Here is a 25380-nt window from a genome sequence, read left to right as displayed (position 1 = left end):
TCCGGGCCCCCTCCGATTCCGTAGCAACAGCTCGAGCTGCGTTTTCTGGCTTGGTGGACAAATGACGATTTATGCCAGCCAGACTCTTGATCTGTGTCAAAAACAGATATTTAATCAATAAAATAAACAAGTTACTGAATTATGTCGTGTTAAAGCAATGCTTTAAGCAACCTTAGAAAGCGGATATGCAAACACACTCTTGACAAAGATCAAGTCACTCCATGATAAACATCAAACGAAAACACATGGACGGTGAGAGCATGATCGAGTCAGAAATTCCGAGCATCAGAGCGCTGCCTCTTTTCGCAAATCTAAATGACGATCATTTTCAGGCACTTATGCGTGGTGCTTACGTTCAAAACTTTCCACCACAAATCGAACTCATTACAGAAGGTGAGCCCAGCGACTTTCTTCACATTGTCTTAACTGGATCAGTCGAGTTGTTTTCATCATGGAACACCCGCGAAACCACTATGGCCATCATTCGCCCGATTTCGACTTTTATTCTGGCAGCCACAGTGAAGGACGCCCCTTATTTGATGTCTGCGCGCACATTAGAAAAAAGTCGTGTGGTCTTATTACCATCCTCCGATGTGCGGGATGTCTTTGAGATAGACAACGCCTTTGCCCGGAATGTGGTGACAGAATTGGCGTATTGTTATCGTTCTGTGGTGAAGAATACCAAGGATTTAAAGCTGCGCACTTCAATCGAGCGGCTGGCAAACTACCTTTTACGCCATCAGGACTCTGCCGGAGGCATGGATAGCTTCCCCCTACTCATCGAGAAACGCAAGTTAGCCTCCCAGCTTGGTATGACACCGGAAAACCTATCTCGGGCGATCAAAGCATTAAAGCCCTATGGCGCGACAATTAAGGGCACTACCGTGACAATTATAGACCGCCATGATCTAAAGGTTCTGGCCAAACCAACGGCATTAATTGACGACCCTCGTACCTAAGGTTTCATTCCGCCCAGCCGAATGAACGTGCAACCGGGAAACAGCACTTATGATTTCAGTTTTTGATCAGTCCCACTTGGGTGGCTTATTTGGGGACCCCGAATTGCGCGAGATTTTATCCGAAGACGCAAACCTAGCTCGCTGTCTAAACATAGAAGCCACCTATGCCCTGTGTCTGGGGCAAACTGGGGTCGTGTCTGAAGACATCTCGAAGCGCGCCAAGTCCGCCATTGAAGAAGCGCAAATTATTTCCGATTCACTCCACCATGCAAGTGGAGTTGATGGAATGATCATCCCCGATTTGATCCGCCAAATTAGAAGCCAGACCGACGAATGCTTGCATCCTGCGATCCACACCGGATTGACATCGCAAGATGTGTTGGACACGGCCTTGGTACTCGGGTTGAAACAGGTCACCACCCTTCTTTCAAGGCGGGTTGAGGCAGTCGGCCAAGCCCTAAGTGGGCTACACATGTCATTCGGGCAAAACGAGCTTATGGGTTACACTCGCATGCAAGCGGCGCTTCCAATTACTGTAGGTAACAGAATCGACGCATGGGGAATGCCCTTTGATGACCACCAGCAGCGACTAACAGAATTAAAGCCCCGCCTATTACGCTTACAGTTTGGTGGCCCCGTGGGTCTGCGAAACATGCCACAAGCCAATGAGCTTAACGAAGCTATGGCAAACGCTCTTAATCTCGCGCCTTCCTCCAAGGCTTGGCACGCTATGCGTGACGGCTTGGGGGAATTCGCTAGCTGGTTGTCTCTGGTCACCGGGACTTTGGGGAAAATGGGGCAAGACATAGCCCTAATGGCACAGCTGCGCGATATTACCTTGTCCGGCGGCGGCGCCTCGTCGGCAATGAGCCATAAGAAAAACCCCGTGAAAGCCGAGCTACTGGTAACCCTTGCAGCATTTAACGCCACACAGCTATCGGGAATGCACCACGCGCTTCGCCATGAACAGGAACGGTCGGGGGCTATGTGGGCCCTCGAATGGATGATTTTGCCGCAAATGATCATGGCAACAGGGCTTGCCCTGAAGTCCGCCCGCACCCTTCTAGGGCAGATCGAGACCATCGGCCAAGCCGATTAGCAACCGCTGTTATTGAATATCAAACCCAAAAAGCCTATTCCGCTGGTGAAACCAAAAGGGATCTATACGCGTGGCCAACTTTCTGTACCAAGGTGACTTGCCTGATGACCTAGACCTAGGCTCTGCCGTCGCCATTGATTGTGAAACGATGGGATTGCATCCCCATCGTGACCGCCTGTGTGTAGTCCAGCTATCTGGCGGCGACGGAAATGCGCATCTTGTGCAGATCGCACTAGGTCAAACCGAAGCCCCGAACCTATGCCGCCTTCTGGAAGACCCCGAGGTCTTGAAGATTTTCCATTTTGGTCGTTTTGACATCGCAGCAATGCTGAATGCATTTGGGGTGCTCACTGCGCCAGTTTATTGCACCAAAATCGCCTCCAAATTGGTGCGCACCTATACGGATCGTCACGGGTTGAAAAACTTGTTGCAAGAACAACTCAGCGTGGATGTCTCTAAGCAGCAGCAATCCAGTGATTGGGGCGCGCCCAAACTGACAAAGGCGCAACAAGACTACGCGGCCTCTGATGTCTTGTATTTGCACCGGCTGCGCAAAGAACTGAACCGCATGCTAGAGCGTGAAGGCCGAATGGCGCTCGCTCAATCCTGTTTTGACTTCCTTCCGACCCGCGCTCGGTTGGATTTGGCTGGTTGGCCTGAAATTGACATTTTCGCGCATTAGATAGAGCAGATGAAAAACAAAACCACATCAGAAGAATTTCTTGCAATCGGGCGCCGCGTTATCGCACGCGAAGCGGCTGCATTGGACCTTTTAGGCACCGCGATCGACGCTAGTTTCGCCGAAGCAGTGGAGCTAATGCTGGCGGCGACCGGCCGTGTCATCATTTGTGGCATGGGAAAGTCCGGTCATGTGGCGCGCAAAATTGCAGCCACCTTAGCCTCAACCGGCACCCCCGCCCACTTCGTCCATCCTGCCGAAGCAAGCCACGGCGATCTCGGCATGATGGCGCAAGGCGATGTGGCGCTCATTTTGTCGAATTCTGGGGAAACCCCGGAGCTGGCCGACGTGATTGCGTACACCCGCCGCTTTAATATTCCAATGATTGCAGTCGCCAGCCGCGCCAATAGCACGCTGATGAAACAATGCGACGTTGCCCTACTTTTGCCAAAAGCCGAGGAAGCCTGTGATACTGGCGTGGTTCCAACGACTTCTACCACGATGACCTTGGCGTTGGGTGATGCGCTCGCAATTGCGCTGATGGAGCATCGCCAATTCACACCAGAAAACTTTCGCGACTTCCACCCCGGCGGTAAACTGGGGGCGCGCCTGTCTAAGGTTTCCGACTTAATGCATGTGGGAGATGATCTGCCGATCACCCCCTTAGATACACCGATGTCAGATGTCTTGATCGCAATCAGCCAAAAAGGCTTCGGTGTCGTTGGTGTCACAAACGACGATGGCAATCTTGTCGGCATAATCACGGACGGGGACTTGCGCCGCAACATGAGTGGGCTGCTAGACATGACAGCCGCGCAAGTCATGACAGCCGCACCCACCACAATCCCCCCAGATGCACTGGCCGAGCAGGCCGTAGCGACAATGAATGACCGCAAAATTACCTGCTTGTTCGTAACTAAGGCGGCCAATAGCGGCGCACCGCTAGGCATTTTGCACATTCATGATTGCCTACGTGCGGGCGTGGCATAAGCAATGGCTGCGGTTGACAATAGATACTCGCGCTTTGTGCAATGGGCGAAAATCATCTTCCCACTGGCCGCGCTTGGCCTGCTCTCGACCATGTTTCTATTTTCACGCAGCCTTGATCCATCCGACGCTATCCCGTTTGCTGACATAGATGTCGAAAAAATAGCCCGAGACCAGAAACTTACCTCTCCGAAGCTTTCAGGGGCAACCAAAGATGGCTCCGCCATCACCGTAGACGCCAAAAGTGCAACTCCCGACCTCACCAATCCTAGAAGGTTACACCTTCAAGATGTGGTTGCCAGAATTGAAACGACAGACGGCCCATCCTATGGGATCGTGGCAAACGACGCCTACTATGACGGCACCGACGAGACACTCGACTTGACGGGAAAAGTCCGCCTTTCCACATCGACTGGCTACACACTCATCACTGACACATTGTCCGCTGACTTAGCCACAGCTAACATCACGGCTTCTAACCATGTTACAGGAACTGGCCCAGCAGGACGGCTGGATGCGGGGTCAATGACGTTGACCAAAAATGGCACCACGCAGGTTCTTGTTTTCAACAATGGTGTGAAGCTGATATACGATCCTAAAGAGTAGAGGGTGATATGACAGTACTTTCCAAATTGGTCGGCATCGCGGCGCTAACAGTCTTCTTAATATCTGGTAGCGCTTTCGCTCAGGGCGCTTCTGTTGCCTTTGGCGGATTAAAGCACGACGCTTCTCTGCCAGTTGAAATTACCGCCGATGAATTGACCGTAGACCAAGCAACTGGCTCTGCTGTTTTCATTGGCAATGTTGTAGCAGGTCAAGGGGAAATGCGTCTCAGCGCAGCGCGCGTCCGTGTGGAGTACGCCACGGAAAATGGACAAGTTACAGGCCGCATCAACCAACTGATCGCGACTGGTGGTGTGACCCTAGTGAACGGGGCCGAAGCCGCCGAAGCTGCAAAGGCCATCTACTCAGTTGCAGGCGCTAATATCGTCATGACGGGGGACGTAATCCTCACCCAAGGCGTCAACGCATTATCCGGTGAAAAGCTGACCGTTGATCTGAAGACAGGAAGTGGACGCATGGAAGGCCGAGTCCGCACGATCTTTCAAACCGGCGGAAACTAGCCATGGCCGACGCACCAAACCTTAGCGTACAAGATGGCTCGTCCGGGCTAAAAGTTCTTGGGTTGCGCAAAAACTATAAGCGTCGACCCGTTATCCGCGATGTCTCGATGGAGCTATCGCGCGGTGAAGTCGTCGCACTTTTGGGGCCAAACGGGTCTGGCAAAACAACATGTTTTTACGCAATTGCCGGGTTAGTCACCCCAGAAGCCGGGACCGTGACAATCGAAGGCCGCGACGTAACCTTGTTGCCAATGTATCGCCGGGCAAAGCTGGGAATCGGCTATCTGCCGCAAGAAATGTCAATTTTTCGCGGCCTCAGCGTCGAGGATAACATTCTCGCAATTCTTGAAATTGCCATTAAAGATCGCACAAAGCGGCGAGAGCGCCTCGAAGAACTCCTAAACGAGTTTTCCATTGGCCATCTACGCCGTGCACCGGCGCTGTCCCTTTCTGGCGGTGAAAGACGGCGCGCTGAAATCGCACGCTGCCTTGCAGCCGACCCTAAGTATTTGCTGCTGGATGAACCCTTTGCAGGTGTTGACCCTATTGCAGTTGGTGAAATTCGCGGGCTGGTTTCTGACCTTAAAAAACGCGGAATTGGCATCCTAATTACCGACCACAACGTGCGTGAAACACTCGAAATCGTCGACCGCGCCTATATTCTGCATGACGGCCACGTCTTGATGAGCGGCACAACCGAAGAAGTCGTTCAAGACGAAAACGTGCGCCGTGTATACCTTGGTCAAAACTTTCGGATCAGCTGATATCGGGTAAGTCATTCCCGACCCATACATCTCTTTTGTTGACACAGACGTCCCATTTAGCGCCAAATAGGATCAATGAGTGATCAAAAGTCCCATGCTTTGGTCTTGCCCAGCGCAACACCTATAGGACACGTTCCGAGAATTCGGGCGATACGAGACACTCAACCCAAACCCGGCCAATTTTACGCTATTTGGTCGGTTTTCCCCCAACTATAACTAAGGAGACGCCATGCGGTATCAGATCACGGGCAAACAAATTGACATTGGTGAAGCACTGCAAATCCACGTTAAGGCTGAACTCGGAGCAATTTTGGAGAAATATTCAGGCCGTCCGACAGATGCGACGGTCATCTTTTCCAAAGACGCCCATGAATTCGTTTGCGAAGCGATCATCCACCTAAGTACAGGCCTGACAGCACAAGCGCGCGGCCATAATACAGACATTTACGCAGCCCTCGATCAATGCGGCGAAAAGATGGATAAACAACTGAGGCGCTATAAGCGTCGGTTAAAGGACCACCACAAGACACGACCACAACCGGTTGAACTCTCCGATGCATCCTCATATATCCTTGCCGGAAGTAACGAGACTGAGGATTCAGAGCCAGAATCACTGCAACCGATAATTATTGCAGAAATGGCGGCTAAAATTCCATTGCTATCGGTTGGGGAGGCCGTAATGCAGATGGAGATTGCAGGAGTGCCAGCCTTGGTATTTCGCAATGAGAGAAACAAAAACGTCAATGTCGTCTATCGCAGAGATGACGAAAACATAGGTTGGATCGACCCAACCGACTAATTATATGGCTCATCACGAGCCTACCTATTTAGAGAGCGAACCCATGCAGATTTCAGAAATTCTGACACAGACCGCAGTGAAAACGGTCTCTGCGGTAACCAGCAAGAAGCGGCTCTTTCAAAAAGTCGCTGAAATTGCGGCTTCTGCGCATGGAATCCCTGCGGACATGGCTCTTGAAGCCCTCATGGAGCGTGAATCCCTTGGCCCAACTGGTGTGGGCCATGGGGTCGCTTTACCCCACGCACGTTTAACGTCACTTGAAAACGTGGTTGCCGTGTTCTTGCGGCTGGAGCGGCCAATTGATTTCGACGCAGCAGACCGCCAGCCCGTTGACTTATTTTTTGCGCTGTTTGCCCCGGAAACGGCTGGGGTCAATCACCTCAAGGCGCTCGCGCTGGTGTCTCGCACCATGCGCAATGGCGACACTTGCACCAAACTTCGGTCAAACTCCGCGCCCACAGCATTACATGCGATTTTGACAGAGGCCCAAGAACCAAAGGCTGCTTAGCTCTTGTTCCACGCAGTAAACCCAAAGCTGATGTAGTCCTTTCGGTATACTGCGGTAGCAAGCTTTTCTAATTCTTCATCATAGATTTCGGCCAAACAAAATGGACCAGACTCTGCGTCTATCTCTACCGCCACATCCTCAAGATTAAGCGACGCTGACAGAGCCTGAAAACCCGTTACAAGTTCATCTTCACGCAAGATCACGTCTGGCAATACAACATTCGCTGCGCCCTCAAGCAATGCAGTCTGTGTGGCCCAGACTGCATCTATTCGAACGCTTGTCTGCCCCGCCAAGTTGCCCTTTAGAAACTTTAGAAAGTTGGCAAAGGCTGCGCGGTGATCCGTTTTAGTGTACTCACTCAGATCACCTTGGTTGGGTACAGAAACACCGTATTTATTTCGCATAACCTTTCTAGGGTCTGCAAACTTATCATCCCTTTTAGGTACGATATATCGGCAAAATACTTCATGCGCCCGCGCAAGAGGATGTCTAATCACCGTAAAGCTTCTATGGCCTGGCTGGGATCGTTTCCACTGTCGCAGTATCTTTTGAGACAAATCAGTTTGCAATTCATCGCATTCAACACCGTCTAGTTTCGCAAGCCATTCAAGGACATTTTCCTTTGGGGATCCCGCCACTGGAATGAACAAAATCGGCGCTTCCGCCGCAAGGTAAAACCCTGGCACCCCCGGACCTCGCCGAGGCTCAAAATTAGGTGTCGTAGACAAAGCAAAGTAGTCTACCCCGGCCAAATCTTTCGCCATTTGACTGTAGTTAGTGACTTTCTCTTCCAAGGAGCTTGGGTTTTGTTTTTTGACAGAGTTTGGCGTTGAGCTAATCTGCTCCCGGGACCCTATAAACTGGGCCAACCCATTCAGCACATCAACATCCGAGATATCCTCGTAGGCAACATAAAAACCTGTTTGCCCTGAAACCTGCATTGCCCTCAAAATATCAAGCTGAAAAGCCTGTTTAGCCTCGAGATGGGACACGAATTCATCACGGTCAAAATTCACCATGGCAGAGCGACGTTGCTTCATATCAGACAACTTCCATTGTCCGGTTTGCGCTGCAATTTTCAGTGAAACATAGCTATCCAACGGGTTGCGAGTCAGGATTATCTTAGCACATTTCGGGTCCGAAAGGACGTGCTCCATAACCCGCGGGTCGTGGTCGTTGAAAAAGCGAAAGCCCGGAAAGCCGTCTGTATTTTCCTTCATTCTCTCAATCAAAGACAGTGGAGAAATCTCACGTTGAGCCATATCTATGCCGAACATAGCATCCTTGTTGTGGTGTCCGACAAAGTGCGGATTATAGGCTTCGCCATAACAATGGAGGTCCCCGTACTCGTTCAGACTAGCCTCCAGAAAATTGGAACCAGTCCGCATTTCAGCAAAAATAACAAAGTATTCAAACGGTTTGATCATGATCTATTTCACCAAATACGGGCGACTGCCCCGGGGTTTAATTGAGGTATCGTCAATCACAGGAAAATCACCCATTAGATGCGGACTCATACCGCGGTTTTTTAGACTCTGCAAAAATTGACCGAACCCGGTTAAGTCAGCCATAACAGGTACTTCTGTCAAACGACGCTGGCCTATCCCCCCAATCTGGTCGAGGATAGATTGAAGGTTTTCCATCGGATCTTCGATAAATTCCGCGAGACTCCAAATTCGAACCCGGGCCTTTGTTTTCGCCATCCGAAGCAATTCCAAATGCGCCGCTTCCACCCGCTGTAGTTGAGCAGCAGTTTTGCGCAACTCCGAGAAATTCTGATTAGAATGGAACAAAGGAATAGCCCATGCTCCTGATATAATCGAAATCTGCGCGTTACGGTCTGTTGCTAGAAACTCGGAAACTTTCTGATCATCCGCAGGCCCAAACTGAAAACACTGGTGCTCCCCCCTTGTGTTCCAGATCAAGTTTGAAAGGAACGCGCGCGGATTGTATTCTCGCAATGGAGCACTATCCGACAGCGCCCCATTATAGACCTCATCACCCCCAGCAAAGTGAACCCTATCTTTGGCGAATAAATTTCCATGAACTCGATTGCCGGTTCGCCGTGCGATCCATGCATCAAAGTCCTCAAACAAATCCGTAAACCCTTCAAAGACAGAATACCGACTGCTTGTTCTGCCGTTTTCCCAGCCCTCGTTCGGAAACCGACCTTGCATGTACAAGCCGGCGCGCCCTCGGGTTCGGCGCTCTGTGGCCCTGCTAAATAATCGGTCGATTTTTAATGGGTTCGGCTCTGCCATGACAAGTGCGCGAGACGCAGGCGCCAAAAACTCACGATACAAGCGTTCTGCCCGGGGCCACATTTTCCGCGCAACAAAGCAATCTGACCGCCTCAATAGTTGCAGGTGGTCATCGTAGAAAACATGCGGCTTGCCTTGGAAGTCAAACTTGGAAAGGGTTAAAGACCGGCTCTCAATCTGCGTTGAATAAAGCCTTGCTAGGCTCTGAAAATAACTCTCATCCGGGATCCAGACGCGGCGGAAGTAGCGGTCATATTCTTCCCGGCGTGGATCTTGCAGAATTGCGGATAAAGTCTGGCGCGTCAGGCACCACCACTGTGAGCCAAGATGAGGCAGCACCCCTTCTGGAATTCGGCGTTTCATCTTAAGGCGGCGCTGCAAATCCACGTAGCCGTCGAAAAACCTCCGCTGACGCTTCCATGAAAACGGGAACCGCAGCGTGAACCGCTCCTGATCCAACCCCCCCACAGTCCAATCAACTTCGTCCGTTGTAACCGATTCAATAAAGTCCGTACGCGGCCGTTCATCCAAATATGTCTGCATCTCCTCCACGGGTCTGAGTGGGATGCAGGAACCGCTGGCCAAATATACGTGACGAACCTCTGTGAAGCTCTCCAACATCAACTCGCAAGCAGACTGCGTTGCTCCAACGATGGACCAATTCCCCCACTCACAAGCATGCCGCTCTGAAAATATCACATTCTCTAGATCAGCCAGCTTACCCGTGAAATAATCGTACGTTTCGGCCTCAACCCGTTTATCGACATGTATCACAACAGGCTTGCCATGCTCCGCCCAATGGCGCGCCAACTGCGCGGCACGATCTAGCGCCTCATGCACCAACAAGACAAACCCAACACTCATGCCCAGTTTCCCTTAGACATCAGGCCCAAAATCTCTAATTGACGCCAGTTGATATATTTCTCGGACCACTTGCACCACAAATCGGGATTTTCCGACAGCCCGGCATGATACGCACGGTACTCATGACTGTTGGCGAAATGCTCTTTTCGTTGCAACTCTTCTGCGGATTTTTCAGAAAATGTATCAAGGAACTTTGCATGAAGGAGGCATCCGGACGTCTTTTCGCCTCCCCACTCATCGTAGACTAGATTCAAACCACGCGGCAAAAGCATATGTGTTGAGCTGACATACGCATAGCTTCGATCCCAGCGGACCAGAGGCACTTTGTTCAGGGCCGGAGCACGCTCAGGCTTGTCTGCAAAGAACGCACGAGCCCGCGGCCCGCCCTGGATCCACAAATTACCGTACTTGCTATTCTTTTGGATGGTATAATTGCCACTGTCGAACCAATGCACATGCTCGAATGGATTCTCTCCTGCCTCATAAGGCACAGAGTCAATCGGCCCCTTGGGATACATATCTATCAGCATCGTTCCAAAGGATTTCACCGATGACGCGTCTAACCAATCCGTTAATGCCTTGATTGGGCGCGTATCACTAAACGGGTAGACTAGAAACTCATCAACATCGAGCACCAGAGACCAATGGCCATGACCATATTTACGCAGCAACCAATTCAACCAATCCACACCAAATCGGGATCGCTTATAACTGTCTACAGTACGAAACACCGAAACATCGGGTTGGTTGGATAGGTATTCAGACGTGCCATCATCTGAGCCGTTATCAACAAAAATAAAATGATCTACGCCGAGGTCGCGATAGTATTTCAAAAAAAATGGTGTCCGCACAACTTCATTTCGCAAGGTACAGAACACCAAAATGTCCGACGATCCAATTTGAGCGGTTCGGTCCTTCAGCGCAGCAAGTTGGTGCCGCTTGCGGAGAGCCCGCATGCGCCATCGTCTCCGTTCAACACGAAGCTGGTATGATTGTAGGACACCCATGTTGTGTCACCTCTTACCCGCATAATTAGAGAAGCTTCGTCACCGCAGCGTTAACGATCTCGAAGTGCTCTGGCCAAGTTGGAAGTATTGGCTTTTTTTTCTTATGCGCGTCGACGAGGTCTTTCTGCCTCTGCTCTGCCTGCTCAAGTATTATTTTTTTCCAAAGGTAGCGGTCTTGCAGGTCTGCGTAAACGGGGTAGTCACCCAACACTTCATGATGAATGGCAAGATCGCCACAGATAACCGGAACACCCAGTTGAGCCGCCTCGATCAAAGGCAGCCCAAACCCCTCAGCAAACGTGGGGAACAACAAGCCATGCGCACCAGCCAAAAGACCCGTCATCTCTGTGTCAGTCATATCATTTCGTTCATGCAGCCACGTAGAGTTCCGGTGCTTGTCTAGCCGGGAGAAAACTGCGTCATTGTTCCATCCACGTCGCCCAATGACATAAAGGTCAGGAATGTCATCACGCGTCATAACTTGCTGCATGTCCTCCCAAACGTCCAACAATAGCGCATGGTTTTTGCGCGGCTCAATAGTGCCAAGCACAACAAAATAGGGCCTAACATGGCCTAAATCTTGAAAGTCGGTGCAAGGCTGAGGCGCCCCTAAATGCGCACTCACATAGGAAGGGCTATGCGCCCATGAGCTAAAATAATGCTGAACTCGGTCTTTTGTATCCTTTGAGTTTGCGATGATAAGGTCGCTGTAAGACGCCACTGCACGCATTTTTTTCTCAAACTTAGGCACACTTCCAGCGCGCTGGAAATCAGGCCAATCTAGCGGAATCATATCATGGATAAGCGTTGCAACCTTAAAGCCAGCGCTGACCATACCAGACAATGTGGTCTCGCTTAAATTTGAGTGGCCAGTGTTAAAATAAACTCCATTTGGAGCCGGTATTTCAGGAAGTACGTCTTTCCCCGATATTGCAATCGCTAAGCGGCGCAAATCTGATTCTGCCGCCCCTCTCTTCTTTGAGGTCCGCAAACCGATCCTAGCCCGCCAATCCGGCTTGCCCCAAGCAGTATCTCCGCCCATCTTTGCGCGAAAGGCAACAGCCCCACTTCTATCCAAGAGCACATAACCGCTGGCCACCCGCGCGAGACAGAAAAACAAACTATTTGGCGTAGAGAGGCACCAATCCAGATAGGCCATCTCGACCCGGTCCACACCAGTCAAAGGCCCCTGCCCCACACGCGACACAAGTCGCGTAATGTCTAGAACGACGGTATAGGGCCTATTTATCGTAGTGCCCGGACTGATGCCAACGCCATGCATCGGTGATCATCTCCTTCAAAGTTGAGCGGTGCGGGGCCCACCCTAACTCTGTCTTGGCACGATCGCTTCCAGAAACCAACTTGGTGCAATCACCCGCACGACGCTCACCTTCTATAATTGGAACGTCCCTATTCGTCACAGCCCGACTGTGATCGACAACTTCCCGCACTGAAAACCCGCTGCCAGTCCCCAAATTGAAAACTCTTGGCGCGTGACCATCAAGCAGCCAGTTGATCCCTTTTACATGTGCATCAGCCAAGTCCATCACATGTACATAATCCCGGATGCATGTACCATCAGGGGTGTCATAATCGCTGCCAAAGACCGTCAAAGCCGAGCGTTTTTCGTCAATCGCATCCAGCATCAACGGAATCAAATGCGTCTCGGGCTGGTGAAACTCACCAACCTCACCAGCCGGATCCGCGCCTGCCACATTGAAGTAACGGAAAATCACATGGCGCATGCCGTGGCTCTGCTCAAAGCTTGCCAGAATGTCCTCAACTGCACGCTTTGAGGCGCCGTAAGCATTGATCGGATGCTGCTCACTCTCTTCAGTTAAGGTGACCCCATCCTGATCGCCATAAGTGGCACAGGTTGAAGAAAACACGAAGTTCAGGCACCCAGCCTCGGCAGCAGCTTCAATAAGGTTCAGCGAGCCGCCCACGTTATTGCGCCAATAGAGTCCAGGGTTATCCATGGACTCGCCCACCTGGCTCAAGGCGGCAAAATGCATAACCGCAACTGGCGCGTATTTCGCAAAAACTTCGTCTAGCCGCGCCCTATCCAGCAAATCCCCTTGCTCAAATGGGCCAAATTTCACCGCATCCTGCCATCCGGTACAAAGGTTATCGAATGTAACCGGGGTGAACCCAGCCGCCGACAAAACCTTACACGCATGCGATCCAATGTAGCCCGCCCCGCCAGTAACCAGTACATTCGCCATAGTGCGCCCTTAACTACTGAACCACACTTCGCGCGGCCGCCAATTCATCTAGATAACCCGACAACTCTTCCTTCAAATCATCTCGCGCAAGGCCAAATGCAACTGTCGCCTGCAAATACCCAGCCTTTGATCCACAATCAAAGCGCTGTCCACGGAACCGGTAACCAAATACATCACGGTCAGCTTCGATTTCCTGAGCAATTGCATCCGTCAGCTGAACTTCTCCACCAGCGCCTCGTTTAATTTTATTCAAATTTTGCAATACTTTTGGCGTAAGAATATAGCGCCCAATTACCGCAAGGTTCGATGGCGCAGAGTCAACAGTTGGCTTCTCAATCATCCCGCGAACGGAGACCAGCGACCCCATATCTTCCTTCACGTCCAACACGCCGTATAAATTTGTTTTTTCCGTAGGGACTTCCATTGCCGCAACCATACAACCCCCGGTCTCCGAGTAGGCTTCGACCATTTGCTGAAGGCATGGCTTTTCGGCAGCGATTACATCATCAGGCAAGATCACTGCAAACGGTTCATTCCCAATAAGACGCCGTGCACACCACACCGCATGACCAAGACCCAGCGCTTTGTGCTGACGGATGTAAGCAATAGCACCGCTGTCCATATTGGTGCTCTTAAGTGTGCTCAAAAGCTCCGTTTTGTTCTTTTTCCGAAGGGATGCTTCTAGCTCTGGCGCGTGATCGAAATAATCTTCCAGCGCGCCTTTTCCACGCGAGGTCACAAAGATAAATTCTTTGATCCCGGCAGCTCGAGCCTCATCAATTGCGTATTGAATAAGAGGTCTGTCGACGAGCGTCATAATCTCTTTCGGAATGGATTTGGTCGCAGGCAAAAACCGCGTACCCAGTCCGGCAACCGGAAATACTGCTTTGGTAACTTTACGCTTCATTTTCTTTGCCTCATTACTTTTCTCAACACCTAAACCGTAAGCGGATGAACTGCTACACAATGGCCGCTTAGTCTTTCAAAACTGTGTCCCGAAAGCCGATCGATTGAAAGGCTACATTTTGCAACATCAACGCCTTAATTTAACGCGTCCCACTGAGTAATAGTCGCTCCCGGAGATAGCGATTTGCGCGTCGATACCATGCCCAAACTGGGTCGTTACGGGTTGATTTTCCGAATATTCCCCCCGACTGCACCCAGAACCCTCCATCATGGAACCAGCGTCGGTGAAACAATGCCGTCAAACTCAGCACTATGACGCTACACGGCACCCCGCCAGCAGCCATTGCTTGAGCTTTTGAAAAGGCCCTCTTCCGAAACAACCAACTGCTGCTTAAAAACACATGTTCCGGAGTTAAGAGCTGAGCTGTAAATCGTTTGAATGGAGTGGGTTGCGGCCAGCTTGTGCTTTCCATAAGGATCCGCACAGCCCCATTCTCCAGTCCAGAATCCAACTCATTTTGCAGCTTAACAACATCTCGCGGCTCCAACTGCCCCCCCAATAATGCCTTGTCCAAACGCTGCAATTGCTGACCTCGAAACGTCTTCAGGTTTCCGCCAGACACCCCATGCTTTTTATGAAAATATGCTTGGCTAGCCCCAATCTCGAATAGCGATTTTGGGCGGCGGTCGCGCCCGCGAAGAGCGGATGCACTATAGCCGTGTTGAACTTCCGCATCGGGAACAATTGCAGTTGAAAGCCCCGCTTCGCCAATTCGAATATTCAGGTCAGTCTCATCAAGAAAAAAGTGAAAGTTTTCATCAAACCCGCCCAGCTTATGTAGAGTAGATCGCCGAAAGGCGCAGTTGGTTCCTTGTGTCTTTATATAGCGATGCTGCACCACATCCGGCACGGTAGTCTTATGCACCTCGATTGAAATCGCACTGCCATCAGGCGCAACTTCTTCCGCCTTCCATTGGAAAGAAATACCATTACGCCCGCGCACGAACCCCCCCGCCGCAACGATGGTCAGGCTTTGGAAAGGAGCAGTCAGCCGTTCAAGCCATGTGGGTTCGGCAATCGAATCATCATCAATGAAAGCAACCAAATCGCCCGATGCCAGCCCAACCCCGATATTGCGAGCCTGTGAAATGTTTGCCGCGCCGCAGGTGGCATGTTTGATACGACTTGGATCGGTGATCGTGCTTAGCACTTTGGCCGTCTGCGGGTCCGAAACCAAAACAACCTCAAAACCGCGTAGAGTTTGAAACTCCAAGGCGCGCAAACAACGGCGTAATTCTTCCGGCCGGTGGCGGCTGACAACAACCACACTGACCGAAAGCCCCGTCATGGGTGCCCCATCTCCGCAAGCATGGCCTCAAGCCTCGGCACATCTTCAGGGTTATTTAACTCCCAAAACTGTCTTCCGCGTGCTTCCACTTCGACACATAGAACCTTGCGATCATTTTCCAAAAACCGAAGCTGTTCTAAACCTTCTAACGTCTCCAATGGCCCGACCGGCCACCCGCCATATTCCCGCAACGCATCAGGACGGTAAGCATAGACGCCGACATGGTGAAAAACAGGTGTTTTGGCTGTGTTAGAGTATACTTCAGAGGTGAACGGGATCACTTCCTTAGAGAAATACAACGCCGACATATCCTGACTAAACACAGCGGTTGTCCCGCCTACTCGGCCATTCTTTCGGTCCTCTAAAAACCCATTTAGGGCCCGCCCATCGCACCGCAACACAGGCGTTGCACATGACGCATCCCCAGAGGTCCTTAAACCAGCGATTAGATCTTCCACAAACCAAGCTGGCGTCAAAGGCGCGTCGCCTTGAAGATTCACAACAATTTCTGGATCTGCCCCCAACTTTGGCAACGCCTCAGCGCAACGCTCTGTGCCATTGAAGCAATCTGAGGATGTCATGACAACTTCTGCACCAAAGGCCTCTGACGCCAGCTTGATACGCTCATCATCAGTCGCAACCACAACCCGATCAACACCAGAAACAGATTTAGCAGCCCGCCAAGACCGCTCAATCAAACTGCGGGCTTCCCCAGTCGCGCCGATCAAGGAAACAAGCGGCTTCCCGGGGTAGCGCGTGGACGCATATCGCGCTGGAATTACAATCGTGACCGACATCAAGCAGGCTTCAAATCAACGCCCGGTGCATAGGCGATAAAAAACGGGTTCTCATAAATCGGCTTGCCATACGTTAGCGGTGTGTGATCATCAAATCGCACGACCGAGCCGCCCGCGCCGTTTAGCACGGCATGCCCTGCTGCCGTGTCCCACTCCATTGTTCGACCAACGCGTGGATAAATATCGGCCTCACCAGCGGCAACCAAACAGAACTTCAGCGAAGACCCTGCGCCAGTCATATCCGACGTCTTGTACTTCGAAATATAGTCATCAGTTGCCTGATCACGATGGGATTTTGACGCCACAACAACAAGCGCATCATTGTCCGGTGATTTAACGCGAATAGGCCTTGTTAGACCCTGTTTTTGCCGGTCGAATGGCCCGATTTCTTCAAGCGATACCCCATCCGAGTTCGTGAAGAACATACGTTCCTTGGCCGGAGCATAAACGACACCGCGTGTTGGCGTTCCATTCTCGATAAACGCGATGTTCACTGTGAAATCGCCACGGCGTTTTATGAACTCTTTAGTGCCATCTAATGGGTCGACAATAATGAAGTTTGCGGCACTCTCGGAATGTGTGGCCGCTTGCTCTTCTGTGACCAACAACACATCGGGGAACGCAGCCCGTATGCCCGCAGATATAATCGCATCCGCCGCCTCATCGGCCGCTGTTACGGGGCTATCATCCGACTTTGAACGTACATCAAAATCATCCGCACCATAGATCTCCATGATTTTGTCTCCAGCCTCTAGGGCCAGTTCCCGAAACACCGTTGCCATCTTGTTATAGTCCAAAGCCACTCTCCTGCCGGAATATTGATTTACCACTTTGGACTTCTTATGATGCCTTGATAACAGATCGGCAAGTTTTCTAGCGTTTAATGACCAGAACACCGACCTAAACGGCAAAGCAGGTTTGCACGATGTTCAGAACCGAAGAGCGTACTACCCATTTTCGGTCAGCTATCGGGCTGATGGACCTGATCTACGTTGCCACAGTTAGGCACGTCAGAAAATCGCACAGCAACGCGATCATCGGCTTGGCAATGAACATGATGACCACCGTGATCATGGTTGGCGCATTCTACCTCATGTTCTCAGTGCTTGGACTTAAAGGTAACGCCATCCGTGGTGACTTTATTTTATACCTTCTGTCGGGCATTTTTCTGTTTTTGACCCACACAAAGGCCGTTGGCGCGATAATGGGGTCCGAGGGGCCTACATCGGCAATGATGAAGCACGCGCCGATGAATACTGCGATCGCAATTGCCTCTGCCGCACTGTCCGCACTCTATCTTCAGACCCTATCCGCAGCATTAATCTTATTTGTAGTGCACGTTGCTTGGCACCCCATTGTAATTGACGATACGATCGGCACCATTGCGATGTTTCTTTTAGCATGGTTTTCAGGCGTAGCTGTTGGAATGGTGTTCCTCGCACTCAAGCCTTGGTTTCCGGGCTTCGCCTCAATCGCCTCAACCGTCTATAGTCGCGCCAACATGGTGGCGTCTGGCAAAATGTTCGTCGCGAACACTATGCCCGGCTATATTCTGGCGTTCTTCGACTGGAACCCGCTCTTCCATTGCATCGATCAGGCACGCGGCTTCGCATTTATCAACTATAGCCCGCATTTCAGCTCAATTTCCTACCCGGTAATTGTTTCGGTAACCTTGATCATGGTTGGATTGATGGGCGAATTCCAAGCGCGGCGCTATGCATCCATCAGTTGGAGCGCGGGGCGTTAAGCCAAGTTATACTGCGATCCACAATCCTGTTGCGTTTGACCTTCAAGTTGCGAGCCGTCCTTCATAGGCTTAAGTAGGTTTCAAACCAAAAAGGATGCCACCGTGACCGACCTGACTCCCCGCGAAATCGTATCCGAGCTAGATCGCTTTATTATCGGCCAAAATGACGCCAAGCGCGCTGTTGCAGTCGCGCTGCGAAACCGTTGGCGGCGCAAACAACTACCTGACGATCTGCGCGACGAGGTTTATCCCAAAAACATCTTGATGATCGGCCCAACAGGTGTCGGCAAAACTGAGATATCTCGACGGTTAGCAAAACTAGCGCGTGCTCCCTTTTTAAAGGTAGAAGCCACCAAGTTCACCGAAGTTGGATATGTTGGACGAGATGTTGAACAAATCGTCCGTGATCTGGTCGACGCCGCGATACTTATGACCCGCGAACACATGCGCGACGACGTTAAAAGTGCTGCGCATAAAGCTGCTGAAGAACGGGTAATTGATGCGTTAGCTGGGACTGGGTCCCGTGAAAGCACGCGTGATATGTTCCGCAAAAAACTACGCGACGGCGTGCTCGACGACAAAGAAATAGAGCTAGACTTAGCAGACTCCGGCGGGGGGAATCCGTTTCAGATGTTCGAGGTTCCCGGACAACCCGGAATGGGTGACAGCCCAGGGATGATGAATTTAGGGGATTTGTTTGGTAAGGCTATGGGTGGCAAAACAACCAAACGCAAAATGCGTGTCGCTGACAGCTATGCCATGTTGATTACTGAAGAGGCAGACAAACTTCTGGACCAAGAGACTGTAACCCAAGCCGCCATTGAAGCTGTTGAACAAAATGGCATCGTCTTTCTAGATGAGATCGACAAGGTTTGTGCCCGCGCGGATGCCCGCGGAGCAGATGTTAGCCGCGAAGGGGTGCAGCGTGACTTACTCCCCTTAATCGAAGGGACAACTGTCTCAACAAAACACGGGCCTGTGAAAACGGACCACGTGCTATTTATCGCATCGGGCGCGTTTCATATCGCCAAACCGTCAGACTTATTACCGGAACTGCAAGGCCGCCTGCCGATCCGGGTAGAACTACGCGCGCTCACCGAAGATGATTTTGTACGCATTTTGACCGAAACTGATAATGCCCTCACATTGCAATACACCGCATTGATGGGAACCGAGGGCGTCACCGTCAACTTCACCCAAGATGGGATTGCCGCCTTGGCGCGCATCGCCGCCGAAGTGAACTTGTCCGTAGAAAACATCGGCGCGCGGCGCCTCTATACCGTCATGGAGCGCGTTTTCGAAGAACTGAGCTTTACCGCCCCCGACCGTGCCGGAGACGAAGTTACCCTAAATGCAGAATTCGTCGAAACTCATCTCGGCGCGCTCAGCAGATCATCCGATCTTAGTCGCTATGTCCTTTAGCACCACAAAAACTAGGCTGCTCTTTTGCAGCCTAGTGCTGCTCTTGGCCGCCTGTGCTTTTCGCGGCGAACTGGTTCGCGTTCCAGAGGGCCTTGCCGCGGCCACAAGCCGACCAATTTTCTTTGCGACAAGCCGCCAAGTCGATACACAGCTCTTCGGGACACAACGCTCGCGCAAAGTAACATATGGCGTGGCCGAAGTTTCAATTCCGCCCAATCACAAACCGGGTCAAATTGAGTGGCCTAGGGGCAAACCTGACCCACAAAAGCACTTCTTACTGTCGCGCACACTAACCTATCCCGATGGGGCAGGAATGCGGGCGACCCTAGACAAGGTTCTGTCTAAGCGAAAAGTTGAAGATCGGGATGTCGTAATTTTTATCCATGGTTTCAACAACCAGTTTGGCGACGGAATATACCGCATTGCACAGATGGGGTATGATCTGGGTGTTCCCGGAATTGCAGTTACATATTCGTGGCCCTCTGCGGGAAATCCTCTGAATTATGCCTACGACCGCGATAGCGCTTTGTTTGCTCGCGATGGTTTGCGCCAGTTGATTGAGGAAATCTCCAAGTCCAAGGCGCGTGAAGTCATTTTGGTCGCTCACTCCCTTGGCTCACTGGTCACTATGGAAACCCTTCGTGAGCTACACGTTTCTGGTAAAAAGCACACATTGGATCGCATTGGTGGGGTAGTTTTAATGTCCCCTGACGTTGACCTTGATGTGTTTCGTTCGCAAGCTGACGCTATCGGAAAACTCCCCGATCCGTTTATCATCTTCTCTTCGCGCAAAGACCGAGCCTTGCGGCTTGTCGAGCGGCTAACAGGGCAGAAAAACAGGCTTGGGCGGCTTAGCGATGTAAGCGAAATTGCTAAGTATAATATCACCTACATCGACGTGACCGCCTACGGAGAGGGAGGCTCAAATCACTTCGTGACTGCGACCTCGCCAGCATTATTAAAAATTCTTAGCCGCGTTCCAGACCTCGAAGCCGCACTGTCTGGGGATGGGGGGCGAACCGGGATACTTCCGGGAACGATCCTATCTGTTCAAAATGCTACCAACTTAATTTTGGCCCCAGCAACAGCTCGGTAACCGCTGCACTTTAATCAGCACTGTCGGACATCGAAGCAGCACAAGTTTTTTCATGCGCCGCTCTAAAAATCACATTTTAGTTCGCCTTAATTGACCAATGTCAAAGAGAGGCCAGTTGCGGCTGGTTACACATCCAAGACAGAATAGTCTTCGAGACGCGCACACCCATGAAATTCAACTTTGCCACTCTTCTTTCCTCAGCCCTGCGGAGCTGCGCCGCTCGGCTGCGTTGGGTGCTACCTACACTGCTGTGCCTTAGCTTCATTTTGGGGCAAAGCTTGCCGATGTCCGCAGCCCAAAATGGTGCTGTCTGGATGGAGATTTGCGGCGAACACGGACCAAAGTTGGTTCAGGTGGAAGCCGATGGATCAGCCCCGGCATCAGAACCCGATCCAACATGCGCCCATTGCTCATATTGCCTTGCTCAGGTCACAGGCACTTCCGGGGTTTTGCCCGCCTTTGAAACAAAAACTCCCAACCTTGCTCTTACAAAATCCTTTTCACCATGCCCGCAGGTGCGCGTTGTGAACGAGCCTGAACACTATTGGTCCCTGTGCCGGGGGCCCCCGAATGGAAACGAATATTACAAAATGATTTCAGCACTATACGTAAAAACCGTTGATACTTCTATGATGCCCAATACGCGATTGGGGGCATCATGAAACGCCTCCAAAGCCTCCCCAAAACTCTCTGCTCGATGCTGCACAAATCTGTGCGCCTGATTGCGATATTGCAAATTGCGCTGGTAATCTTAGCAATCGAGGCCCTACCGGGCATGGCGCAAAATGCGCCGGTTCTGCAAAAGTACATTTCCAAAATTCCAGCAAGCACCTTCGTCGAAGATGCCACCGGTTATGGGCCGATCCGCGAGGACGTGGCTGCGGCCCCAATTCTACACGGCAGTGATGTCGTCGGATACGCGTATATCACCTCGGATTTTGTCAGCACCACGGGATATTCTGGCAAGCCAATTCACGTCATGGTCGCGATTGACGAGGATGCTAAATTGCTTGGCGCAAAGCTGGTTAAGCACTCTGAACCTATCGTTCTGATTGGCATTCCAGAGCGCGAAATTACCGCGATGATCGAAAGCTACATCGGCCTTGATATCGTGGCGGAGGCCGCCGCCGGTGGCACCGGACATGATGTTGATATCATCTCGGGTGCGACGGTTACCATTATGATCATTGACGATTCCCTTGTCAGATCAAGCATCAAAGTGGCGCGGGTTTTGGGGTTAGGTGGCCTGAATAATGATGCCGCCAACTCTGGGCCAACGCATGAGTTAAACATGGATGCGCAGGGTATCACTGACTGGAACACAATGGCCGGTGATGGCACGTTGCGTCGCCTGACCCTTGATATTGGCCAGATCAACCAAGCCTTTGTGGAGACCGGCGATACGCGGGTGCTGCGCCACGAAGAAAAAGGCGAGGCAGGCGACACGTTCATCGACATGCATGTGGCACTTGTCTCGGTCCCGTCGATTGGCCGCAGCCTGCTGGGCGAAAACGAATACGGCAATCTCGTTGAGTGGATGGAGGAGGGAGAGCAGGCGATCTTTATGATGGGTCGTGGGGTGTTCTCTTATAAGGGATCGGGCTATGTTCGTGGCGGAATTTTTGATCGTATCCAGCTGATTCAAGGCGATATTTCTGTACGCTTTCAAGATAAAGGCCAGCGCCGGATAGGCGAGGTTGCCGCTGAAGGCGCGCCTGAATTTATTGAAAAAGATGTGTTTAAAATCCCAGCGGATGCAGGGTTTGACCCGACCAAACCCTGGCGCATCCAATTGCTGGCGCAACGTGCTGTTGGGCCAATCGAGAAAATTTTCCTGACCTATGATCTAGGGTACAATATCCCGCCGCAATATTTGACCGCACTGGCGCCGCCTGTTGCTGTTGCCTCGATCGAGAGTGACGAAGATGTTGCTGCACGCACGGCGCTATGGCAGCGGATGTGGAAGGGTAAAAAGGTCGAAATTGGCATCCTGATTGCCATGCTGACCGTCCTGACTGGCGTGTTTTTCTTCCAAATGCAGGCCACTCGTCACAAGCGCGCATTCTATTGGTTCCGCATGGGTTTCTTGGTGCTGACCTTGGTGTTCTTGGGGTGGATGGAAAACGCCCAGCTTTCGATTGTGAATTTGATGGCGCTTGGGGCGTCCCTAGCCAACGGCTTTAGCTGGGATGCCTTTTTGATGGATCCGCTGGTGTTTATTTTGTGGACATCGGTTGCCGTCACCTTGCTGTTTTGGGGCCGTGGAGGATTTTGTGGCTGGCTGTGCCCGTTTGGAGCGCTCCAAGAAATATCCAACCAAATTGCGCGGTTTTTCAAAGTGCCACAATGGACCCTGCCTTGGGGGCTTCACGAGCGCCTGTGGCCACTGAAGTACATGATTTTCCTCGGCCTGTTCGGCCTGTCACTGGTGTCTATCCCCGTGGCCGAACATTACGCCGAAGTAGAGCCGTTCAAAACTTCAATCATCCTGAAATTTGCGCGGGAATGGCCATACGTGCTGTTTGCCACAGCTCTTTTGGGTGCGGGTCTTTTTGTTGAACGGTTCTACTGCCGCTATCTTTGCCCGTTGGGGGCTGCATTGGCGATCCCCGGGCGGATACGCATGTTTGATTGGTTAAAACGCTACAAAGAATGTGGCTCCCCGTGCCAGACATGCTCAAACGAGTGCTTTGTTCAGGCGATCCATCCAACCGGAGAGATTAACCCAAACGAATGCCTGTCCTGCCTGCACTGTCAGGTACTTTATCAAGATCACGACAAGTGTCCCGTCATCATTAGAATCGACAAAAGACGGGCCAAGGCGGCAGTAAGTTCTGCTTCTGTTGACCACCTTGTCAATCATCCGAACCATAAACCAACTAAGGAGACTAATCATGTCTGACGACCTTAAGAAAAATGCGGGCCTCACACGCCGCGCCGTTTTGACCGGCCCGGTCAAGGGTGCTGTTGCTGCGGGTACGCTGATGGCCGCGGGCGGCCTTGCGACCACGGCAGAAGCCAAAGGTGCTGCCGAAGTTGCACCAGGTGAACTTGATGAATATTACGGCTTCTGGTCCTCTGGGCAGGCTGGCGAAGTCCGCGTTATGGGCGTTCCGTCCATGCGTGAATTGATGCGTATTCCAGTATTTAACCGCTGCTCTGCTACGGGTTGGGGTGATACCAACGAATCCAAGAAAATTCTGACTGAAGGCCTGATGCCGGAGACCAAGGAATTCTTGGCCAAGCGCGGCATGGAAACCTATCACAACGGCGATTTGCACCACCCGCACATGTCCTTCACTGATGGCACCTATGATGGCCGCTATTTGTTCATGAACGATAAGGCCAACACCCGTGTTGCGCGTATTCGTCTAGACGTGATGAAAGCTGACAAGATCATCGAGATCCCAAATGCGTCAGACATCCACGGCCTGCGCCCACAAAAATTCCCACGCACAGGGTATATTTTTGCGAATGGCGAGCACCGCGTACCTTTGGTAAACGACGGCACGAACATGGATGCAGTCGAAGACTATGTCTCGATCTTTACCGCGATTGACGGCGACACCATGGAGATCGCTTGGCAGATCATCGTGACTGGTAACCTTGATAACACCGATTGTGATTACCAAGGTAAATATGCGGTTTCGACCTCGTACAACTCCGAGGGCGCAATCGAATTGGCCGGTATGATGGAAGCAGAATTGGACCATGTTGTTGTTTTCAACATCGCCCGCATTGAGGCTGCTGTCGCCGCTGGCGAATACAAAGAGTACAACGGTGTCAAAGTTCTGGATGGCAAAAAAGGCTCGAAACTGACGGCCTATATTCCGATCCCGAACAGCCCACATGGCGTTAACTCATCCCCGGATGGCAAATACGTCATGATCAATGGTAAACTGTCGCCAACAGTTTCAATCATTGAATACGCAAAGCTAGACGCAGTATTTGAAGGCGCGGAGCCACGCTCTGCGGTTGTTGCTGAACCAGAACTGGGTCTTGGTCCACTTCACACCGCGTTCAACGGCAAAGGCGAGGCCTACACCACGTTGTTCCTCGACAGCCAAATTGTGCACTGGAACATCGACAAAGCTATTCGTCTGTTTAACGGCGAAGATGTTGATCCGATCATCCAGAAAACTGATGTGATGTATCAGCCAGGCCACAACCACACCTCGATGGGTGAAACCAAAGAAGCCGACGGTAAGTGGTTGGTGTCGCTGAATAAATTCTCGAAAGATCGGTTCCTTAATGTTGGGCCGTTGAAACCCGAGAATGATCAGTTGATCGACATCACCAATGGCAACCTTGAGGTTGTTCATGATGGCCCGACATTTGCCGAGCCGCATGACTGTATCATCGTGCGTCGTGACATTGTGAACCCGGTAAATGTTTGGGACCGCAATGATGTGACTTGGGAAGATGCCCGCAAACAGGCCGAAGCCGATGGCGTCGATCTGGAAGAGGGCAGCGAAGAGGTCATCCGTGACGGCAACAAAGTGCGGGTCTATATGTACTCCGCCGCGCCGACGTTCTCGATGGAGCAGTTCACAGTCAAGCAAGGTGATGAAGTGACTATCTACATCACCAATATTGACGATGTAGATGATCTGACCCACGGCTTTACCCTAGGCAATCACGGTATCTGTATGGAAGTCGCCCCACAGGCAACTGCCTCGGTTACTTTCACTGCCGATCGCCCGGGCGTTCACTGGTATTATTGCCAATGGTTCTGCCACGCACTCCACATGGAAATGCGCGGCCGGATGCTGGTTGAACCTGCGTAA

23 protein-coding genes are annotated in these 25380 nt (G+C 51.6%); 14 read left to right on the top strand and 9 right to left on the bottom strand.

Annotation, left to right across the window (positions count from 1 at the left end; genetic code table 11):
• The first annotated feature begins 221 nt into the window (after nucleotides 1-221).
• From AC3Y7R_RS07860 to AC3Y7R_RS07820, 9 genes are all read left to right on the top strand, one after another.
• Nucleotides 222-959 (top strand): cyclic nucleotide-binding domain-containing protein, encoded by a 738-nt coding sequence (locus AC3Y7R_RS07860; RefSeq protein WP_490041478.1) that lies wholly within the window; start codon nucleotides 222-224, stop codon nucleotides 957-959.
• Between the two features lie 49 nt (nucleotides 960-1008).
• Nucleotides 1009-2058, top strand: coding sequence for a 3-carboxy-cis,cis-muconate cycloisomerase (locus tag AC3Y7R_RS07855; RefSeq protein ID WP_490041477.1), 1050 nt, complete (start codon nucleotides 1009-1011; stop codon nucleotides 2056-2058).
• A gap of 70 nt (nucleotides 2059-2128) precedes the next feature.
• Nucleotides 2129-2740: a ribonuclease D gene (locus AC3Y7R_RS07850; protein ID WP_490041476.1), complete on the top strand. Its 612-nt coding sequence runs from the start codon at nucleotides 2129-2131 to the stop codon at nucleotides 2738-2740.
• Nucleotides 2741-2749: 9 nt separating this feature from the next.
• Nucleotides 2750-3727 carry a KpsF/GutQ family sugar-phosphate isomerase gene (locus AC3Y7R_RS07845; protein WP_490041475.1) on the top strand — a complete coding sequence of 326 codons (978 nt, stop codon included), beginning with the start codon at nucleotides 2750-2752 and terminating at the stop codon, nucleotides 3725-3727.
• A gap of 3 nt (nucleotides 3728-3730) precedes the next feature.
• Nucleotides 3731-4330: an LPS export ABC transporter periplasmic protein LptC gene (lptC, locus tag AC3Y7R_RS07840; protein ID WP_490041474.1), complete on the top strand. Its 600-nt coding sequence runs from the start codon at nucleotides 3731-3733 to the stop codon at nucleotides 4328-4330.
• Between the two features lie 8 nt (nucleotides 4331-4338).
• Entirely contained in the window at nucleotides 4339-4848 is a 510-nt protein-coding gene (locus AC3Y7R_RS07835; RefSeq protein ID WP_490041473.1) for an LptA/OstA family protein, read from the top strand.
• A 2-nt stretch (nucleotides 4849-4850) separates the two neighbouring features.
• Nucleotides 4851-5612: an LPS export ABC transporter ATP-binding protein gene (gene lptB / locus AC3Y7R_RS07830; RefSeq protein WP_490041472.1), complete on the top strand. Its 762-nt coding sequence runs from the start codon at nucleotides 4851-4853 to the stop codon at nucleotides 5610-5612.
• A 229-nt stretch (nucleotides 5613-5841) separates the two neighbouring features.
• Nucleotides 5842-6411: a ribosome hibernation-promoting factor, HPF/YfiA family gene (gene hpf / locus AC3Y7R_RS07825; protein WP_490041471.1), complete on the top strand. Its 570-nt coding sequence runs from the start codon at nucleotides 5842-5844 to the stop codon at nucleotides 6409-6411.
• A 43-nt stretch (nucleotides 6412-6454) separates the two neighbouring features.
• Nucleotides 6455-6919, top strand: a complete 465-nt coding sequence (locus AC3Y7R_RS07820) for a PTS sugar transporter subunit IIA (protein WP_490041470.1) — start codon at nucleotides 6455-6457, stop codon at nucleotides 6917-6919.
• On the opposite strand, the gene AC3Y7R_RS07815 is transcribed toward AC3Y7R_RS07820, so the two are convergent.
• The 9 genes from AC3Y7R_RS07815 to cysQ form a co-directional block, all read right to left on the bottom strand.
• Complete coding sequence (locus AC3Y7R_RS07815) at nucleotides 6916-8346, bottom strand: nodulation protein NodH (protein ID WP_490041469.1); 1431 nt, start codon at nucleotides 8344-8346, stop codon at nucleotides 6916-6918. The genes AC3Y7R_RS07820 and AC3Y7R_RS07815 overlap by 4 nt on opposite strands.
• 3 nt (nucleotides 8347-8349) lie before the next feature.
• Nucleotides 8350-10044, bottom strand: a complete 1695-nt coding sequence (locus AC3Y7R_RS07810; RefSeq protein ID WP_490041468.1) for a DUF5927 domain-containing protein — start codon at nucleotides 10042-10044, stop codon at nucleotides 8350-8352.
• Nucleotides 10041-11051 (bottom strand): glycosyltransferase family 2 protein, encoded by a 1011-nt coding sequence (locus AC3Y7R_RS07805; RefSeq protein WP_490041467.1) that lies wholly within the window; start codon nucleotides 11049-11051, stop codon nucleotides 10041-10043. Before AC3Y7R_RS07805 ends, AC3Y7R_RS07810 begins: the two co-directional genes overlap by 4 nt.
• A gap of 25 nt (nucleotides 11052-11076) precedes the next feature.
• On the bottom strand, nucleotides 11077-12333 hold the full coding sequence (locus tag AC3Y7R_RS07800; RefSeq protein WP_490041466.1) for a glycosyltransferase: 1257 nt from the start codon (nucleotides 12331-12333) through the stop codon (nucleotides 11077-11079).
• The gene (gene galE, locus AC3Y7R_RS07795) at nucleotides 12293-13276 is read right to left on the bottom strand and encodes a UDP-glucose 4-epimerase GalE (RefSeq protein WP_490041465.1); all 984 of its coding nucleotides are present in this window, start codon (nucleotides 13274-13276) and stop codon (nucleotides 12293-12295) included. Before galE ends, AC3Y7R_RS07800 begins: the two co-directional genes overlap by 41 nt.
• 13 nt (nucleotides 13277-13289) lie before the next feature.
• Nucleotides 13290-14183, bottom strand: coding sequence for a UTP--glucose-1-phosphate uridylyltransferase GalU (gene galU, locus AC3Y7R_RS07790; RefSeq protein ID WP_490041464.1), 894 nt, complete (start codon nucleotides 14181-14183; stop codon nucleotides 13290-13292).
• 139 nt (nucleotides 14184-14322) lie between these two features.
• A complete protein-coding gene (locus AC3Y7R_RS07785; RefSeq protein WP_490041463.1) occupies nucleotides 14323-15531 on the bottom strand; it encodes a glycosyltransferase family 2 protein in 1209 nt (402 codons plus the stop codon).
• On the bottom strand, nucleotides 15528-16328 hold the full coding sequence (locus AC3Y7R_RS07780; RefSeq protein ID WP_490041462.1) for a 3-deoxy-manno-octulosonate cytidylyltransferase: 801 nt from the start codon (nucleotides 16326-16328) through the stop codon (nucleotides 15528-15530). Before AC3Y7R_RS07780 ends, AC3Y7R_RS07785 begins: the two co-directional genes overlap by 4 nt.
• Nucleotides 16328-17110 (bottom strand): 3'(2'),5'-bisphosphate nucleotidase CysQ, encoded by a 783-nt coding sequence (gene cysQ / locus AC3Y7R_RS07775; protein ID WP_490041581.1) that lies wholly within the window; start codon nucleotides 17108-17110, stop codon nucleotides 16328-16330. The genes AC3Y7R_RS07780 and cysQ overlap by 1 nt, the downstream gene beginning before the upstream one ends.
• Before the next feature lie 143 nt (nucleotides 17111-17253).
• Here cysQ and AC3Y7R_RS07770 point away from each other — a divergent pair, with 143 nt between their 5' ends.
• The 5 genes from AC3Y7R_RS07770 (at nucleotide 17254) to nosZ (ending at nucleotide 25380) form a co-directional block, all read left to right on the top strand.
• Complete coding sequence (locus AC3Y7R_RS07770) at nucleotides 17254-18075, top strand: ABC transporter permease (RefSeq protein ID WP_490041461.1); 822 nt, start codon at nucleotides 17254-17256, stop codon at nucleotides 18073-18075.
• Nucleotides 18076-18177: 102 nt separating this feature from the next.
• Nucleotides 18178-19497: an ATP-dependent protease ATPase subunit HslU gene (gene hslU / locus AC3Y7R_RS07765; protein ID WP_490041460.1), complete on the top strand. Its 1320-nt coding sequence runs from the start codon at nucleotides 18178-18180 to the stop codon at nucleotides 19495-19497.
• 34 nt (nucleotides 19498-19531) lie between these two features.
• Nucleotides 19532-20593 (top strand): alpha/beta hydrolase, encoded by a 1062-nt coding sequence (locus AC3Y7R_RS07760; protein ID WP_490041459.1) that lies wholly within the window; start codon nucleotides 19532-19534, stop codon nucleotides 20591-20593.
• Nucleotides 20594-21290: 697 nt separating this feature from the next.
• Complete coding sequence (locus tag AC3Y7R_RS07755; RefSeq protein ID WP_490041580.1) at nucleotides 21291-23495, top strand: 4Fe-4S binding protein; 2205 nt, start codon at nucleotides 21291-21293, stop codon at nucleotides 23493-23495.
• Entirely contained in the window at nucleotides 23488-25380 is a 1893-nt protein-coding gene (gene nosZ, locus AC3Y7R_RS07750) for a TAT-dependent nitrous-oxide reductase (RefSeq protein ID WP_490041458.1), read from the top strand. The genes AC3Y7R_RS07755 and nosZ overlap by 8 nt, the downstream gene beginning before the upstream one ends.

It is taken from the genome of Litoreibacter sp. (assembly GCF_058136045.1).
This window is presented reverse-complemented; position numbering and strand designations above follow the sequence as displayed.

Bases quoted from the DNA above. Each gene is read 5' to 3' on its own strand.
- AC3Y7R_RS07860 (WP_490041478.1), top strand. From the start codon at position 222: ATGATAAACATCAAACGAAAACACATGGACGGTGAGAGCATGATCGAG.
- AC3Y7R_RS07855 (WP_490041477.1), top strand. From the start codon at position 1,009: ATGATTTCAGTTTTTGATCAGTCCCACTTGGGTGGCTTATTTGGGGAC.
- AC3Y7R_RS07845 (WP_490041475.1), top strand. From the start codon at position 2,750: ATGAAAAACAAAACCACATCAGAAGAATTTCTTGCAATCGGGCGCCGC.
- lptC (WP_490041474.1), top strand. From the start codon at position 3,731: ATGGCTGCGGTTGACAATAGATACTCGCGCTTTGTGCAATGGGCGAAA.
- AC3Y7R_RS07835 (WP_490041473.1), top strand. From the start codon at position 4,339: ATGACAGTACTTTCCAAATTGGTCGGCATCGCGGCGCTAACAGTCTTC.
- lptB (WP_490041472.1), top strand. From the start codon at position 4,851: ATGGCCGACGCACCAAACCTTAGCGTACAAGATGGCTCGTCCGGGCTA.
- hpf (WP_490041471.1), top strand. From the start codon at position 5,842: ATGCGGTATCAGATCACGGGCAAACAAATTGACATTGGTGAAGCACTG.
- AC3Y7R_RS07820 (WP_490041470.1), top strand. From the start codon at position 6,455: ATGCAGATTTCAGAAATTCTGACACAGACCGCAGTGAAAACGGTCTCT.
- AC3Y7R_RS07815 (WP_490041469.1), bottom strand. From the start codon at position 8,346: ATGATCAAACCGTTTGAATACTTTGTTATTTTTGCTGAAATGCGGACT.
- AC3Y7R_RS07810 (WP_490041468.1), bottom strand. From the start codon at position 10,044: ATGAGTGTTGGGTTTGTCTTGTTGGTGCATGAGGCGCTAGATCGTGCC.
- AC3Y7R_RS07805 (WP_490041467.1), bottom strand. From the start codon at position 11,051: ATGGGTGTCCTACAATCATACCAGCTTCGTGTTGAACGGAGACGATGG.
- AC3Y7R_RS07800 (WP_490041466.1), bottom strand. From the start codon at position 12,333: ATGCATGGCGTTGGCATCAGTCCGGGCACTACGATAAATAGGCCCTAT.
- galE (WP_490041465.1), bottom strand. From the start codon at position 13,276: ATGGCGAATGTACTGGTTACTGGCGGGGCGGGCTACATTGGATCGCAT.
- galU (WP_490041464.1), bottom strand. From the start codon at position 14,183: ATGAAGCGTAAAGTTACCAAAGCAGTATTTCCGGTTGCCGGACTGGGT.
- AC3Y7R_RS07785 (WP_490041463.1), bottom strand. From the start codon at position 15,531: ATGACGGGGCTTTCGGTCAGTGTGGTTGTTGTCAGCCGCCACCGGCCG.
- AC3Y7R_RS07780 (WP_490041462.1), bottom strand. From the start codon at position 16,328: ATGTCGGTCACGATTGTAATTCCAGCGCGATATGCGTCCACGCGCTAC.
- cysQ (WP_490041581.1), bottom strand. From the start codon at position 17,110: ATGGCAACGGTGTTTCGGGAACTGGCCCTAGAGGCTGGAGACAAAATC.
- AC3Y7R_RS07770 (WP_490041461.1), top strand. From the start codon at position 17,254: ATGTTCAGAACCGAAGAGCGTACTACCCATTTTCGGTCAGCTATCGGG.
- AC3Y7R_RS07755 (WP_490041580.1), top strand. From the start codon at position 21,291: ATGCTGCACAAATCTGTGCGCCTGATTGCGATATTGCAAATTGCGCTG.
- nosZ (WP_490041458.1), top strand. From the start codon at position 23,488: ATGTCTGACGACCTTAAGAAAAATGCGGGCCTCACACGCCGCGCCGTT.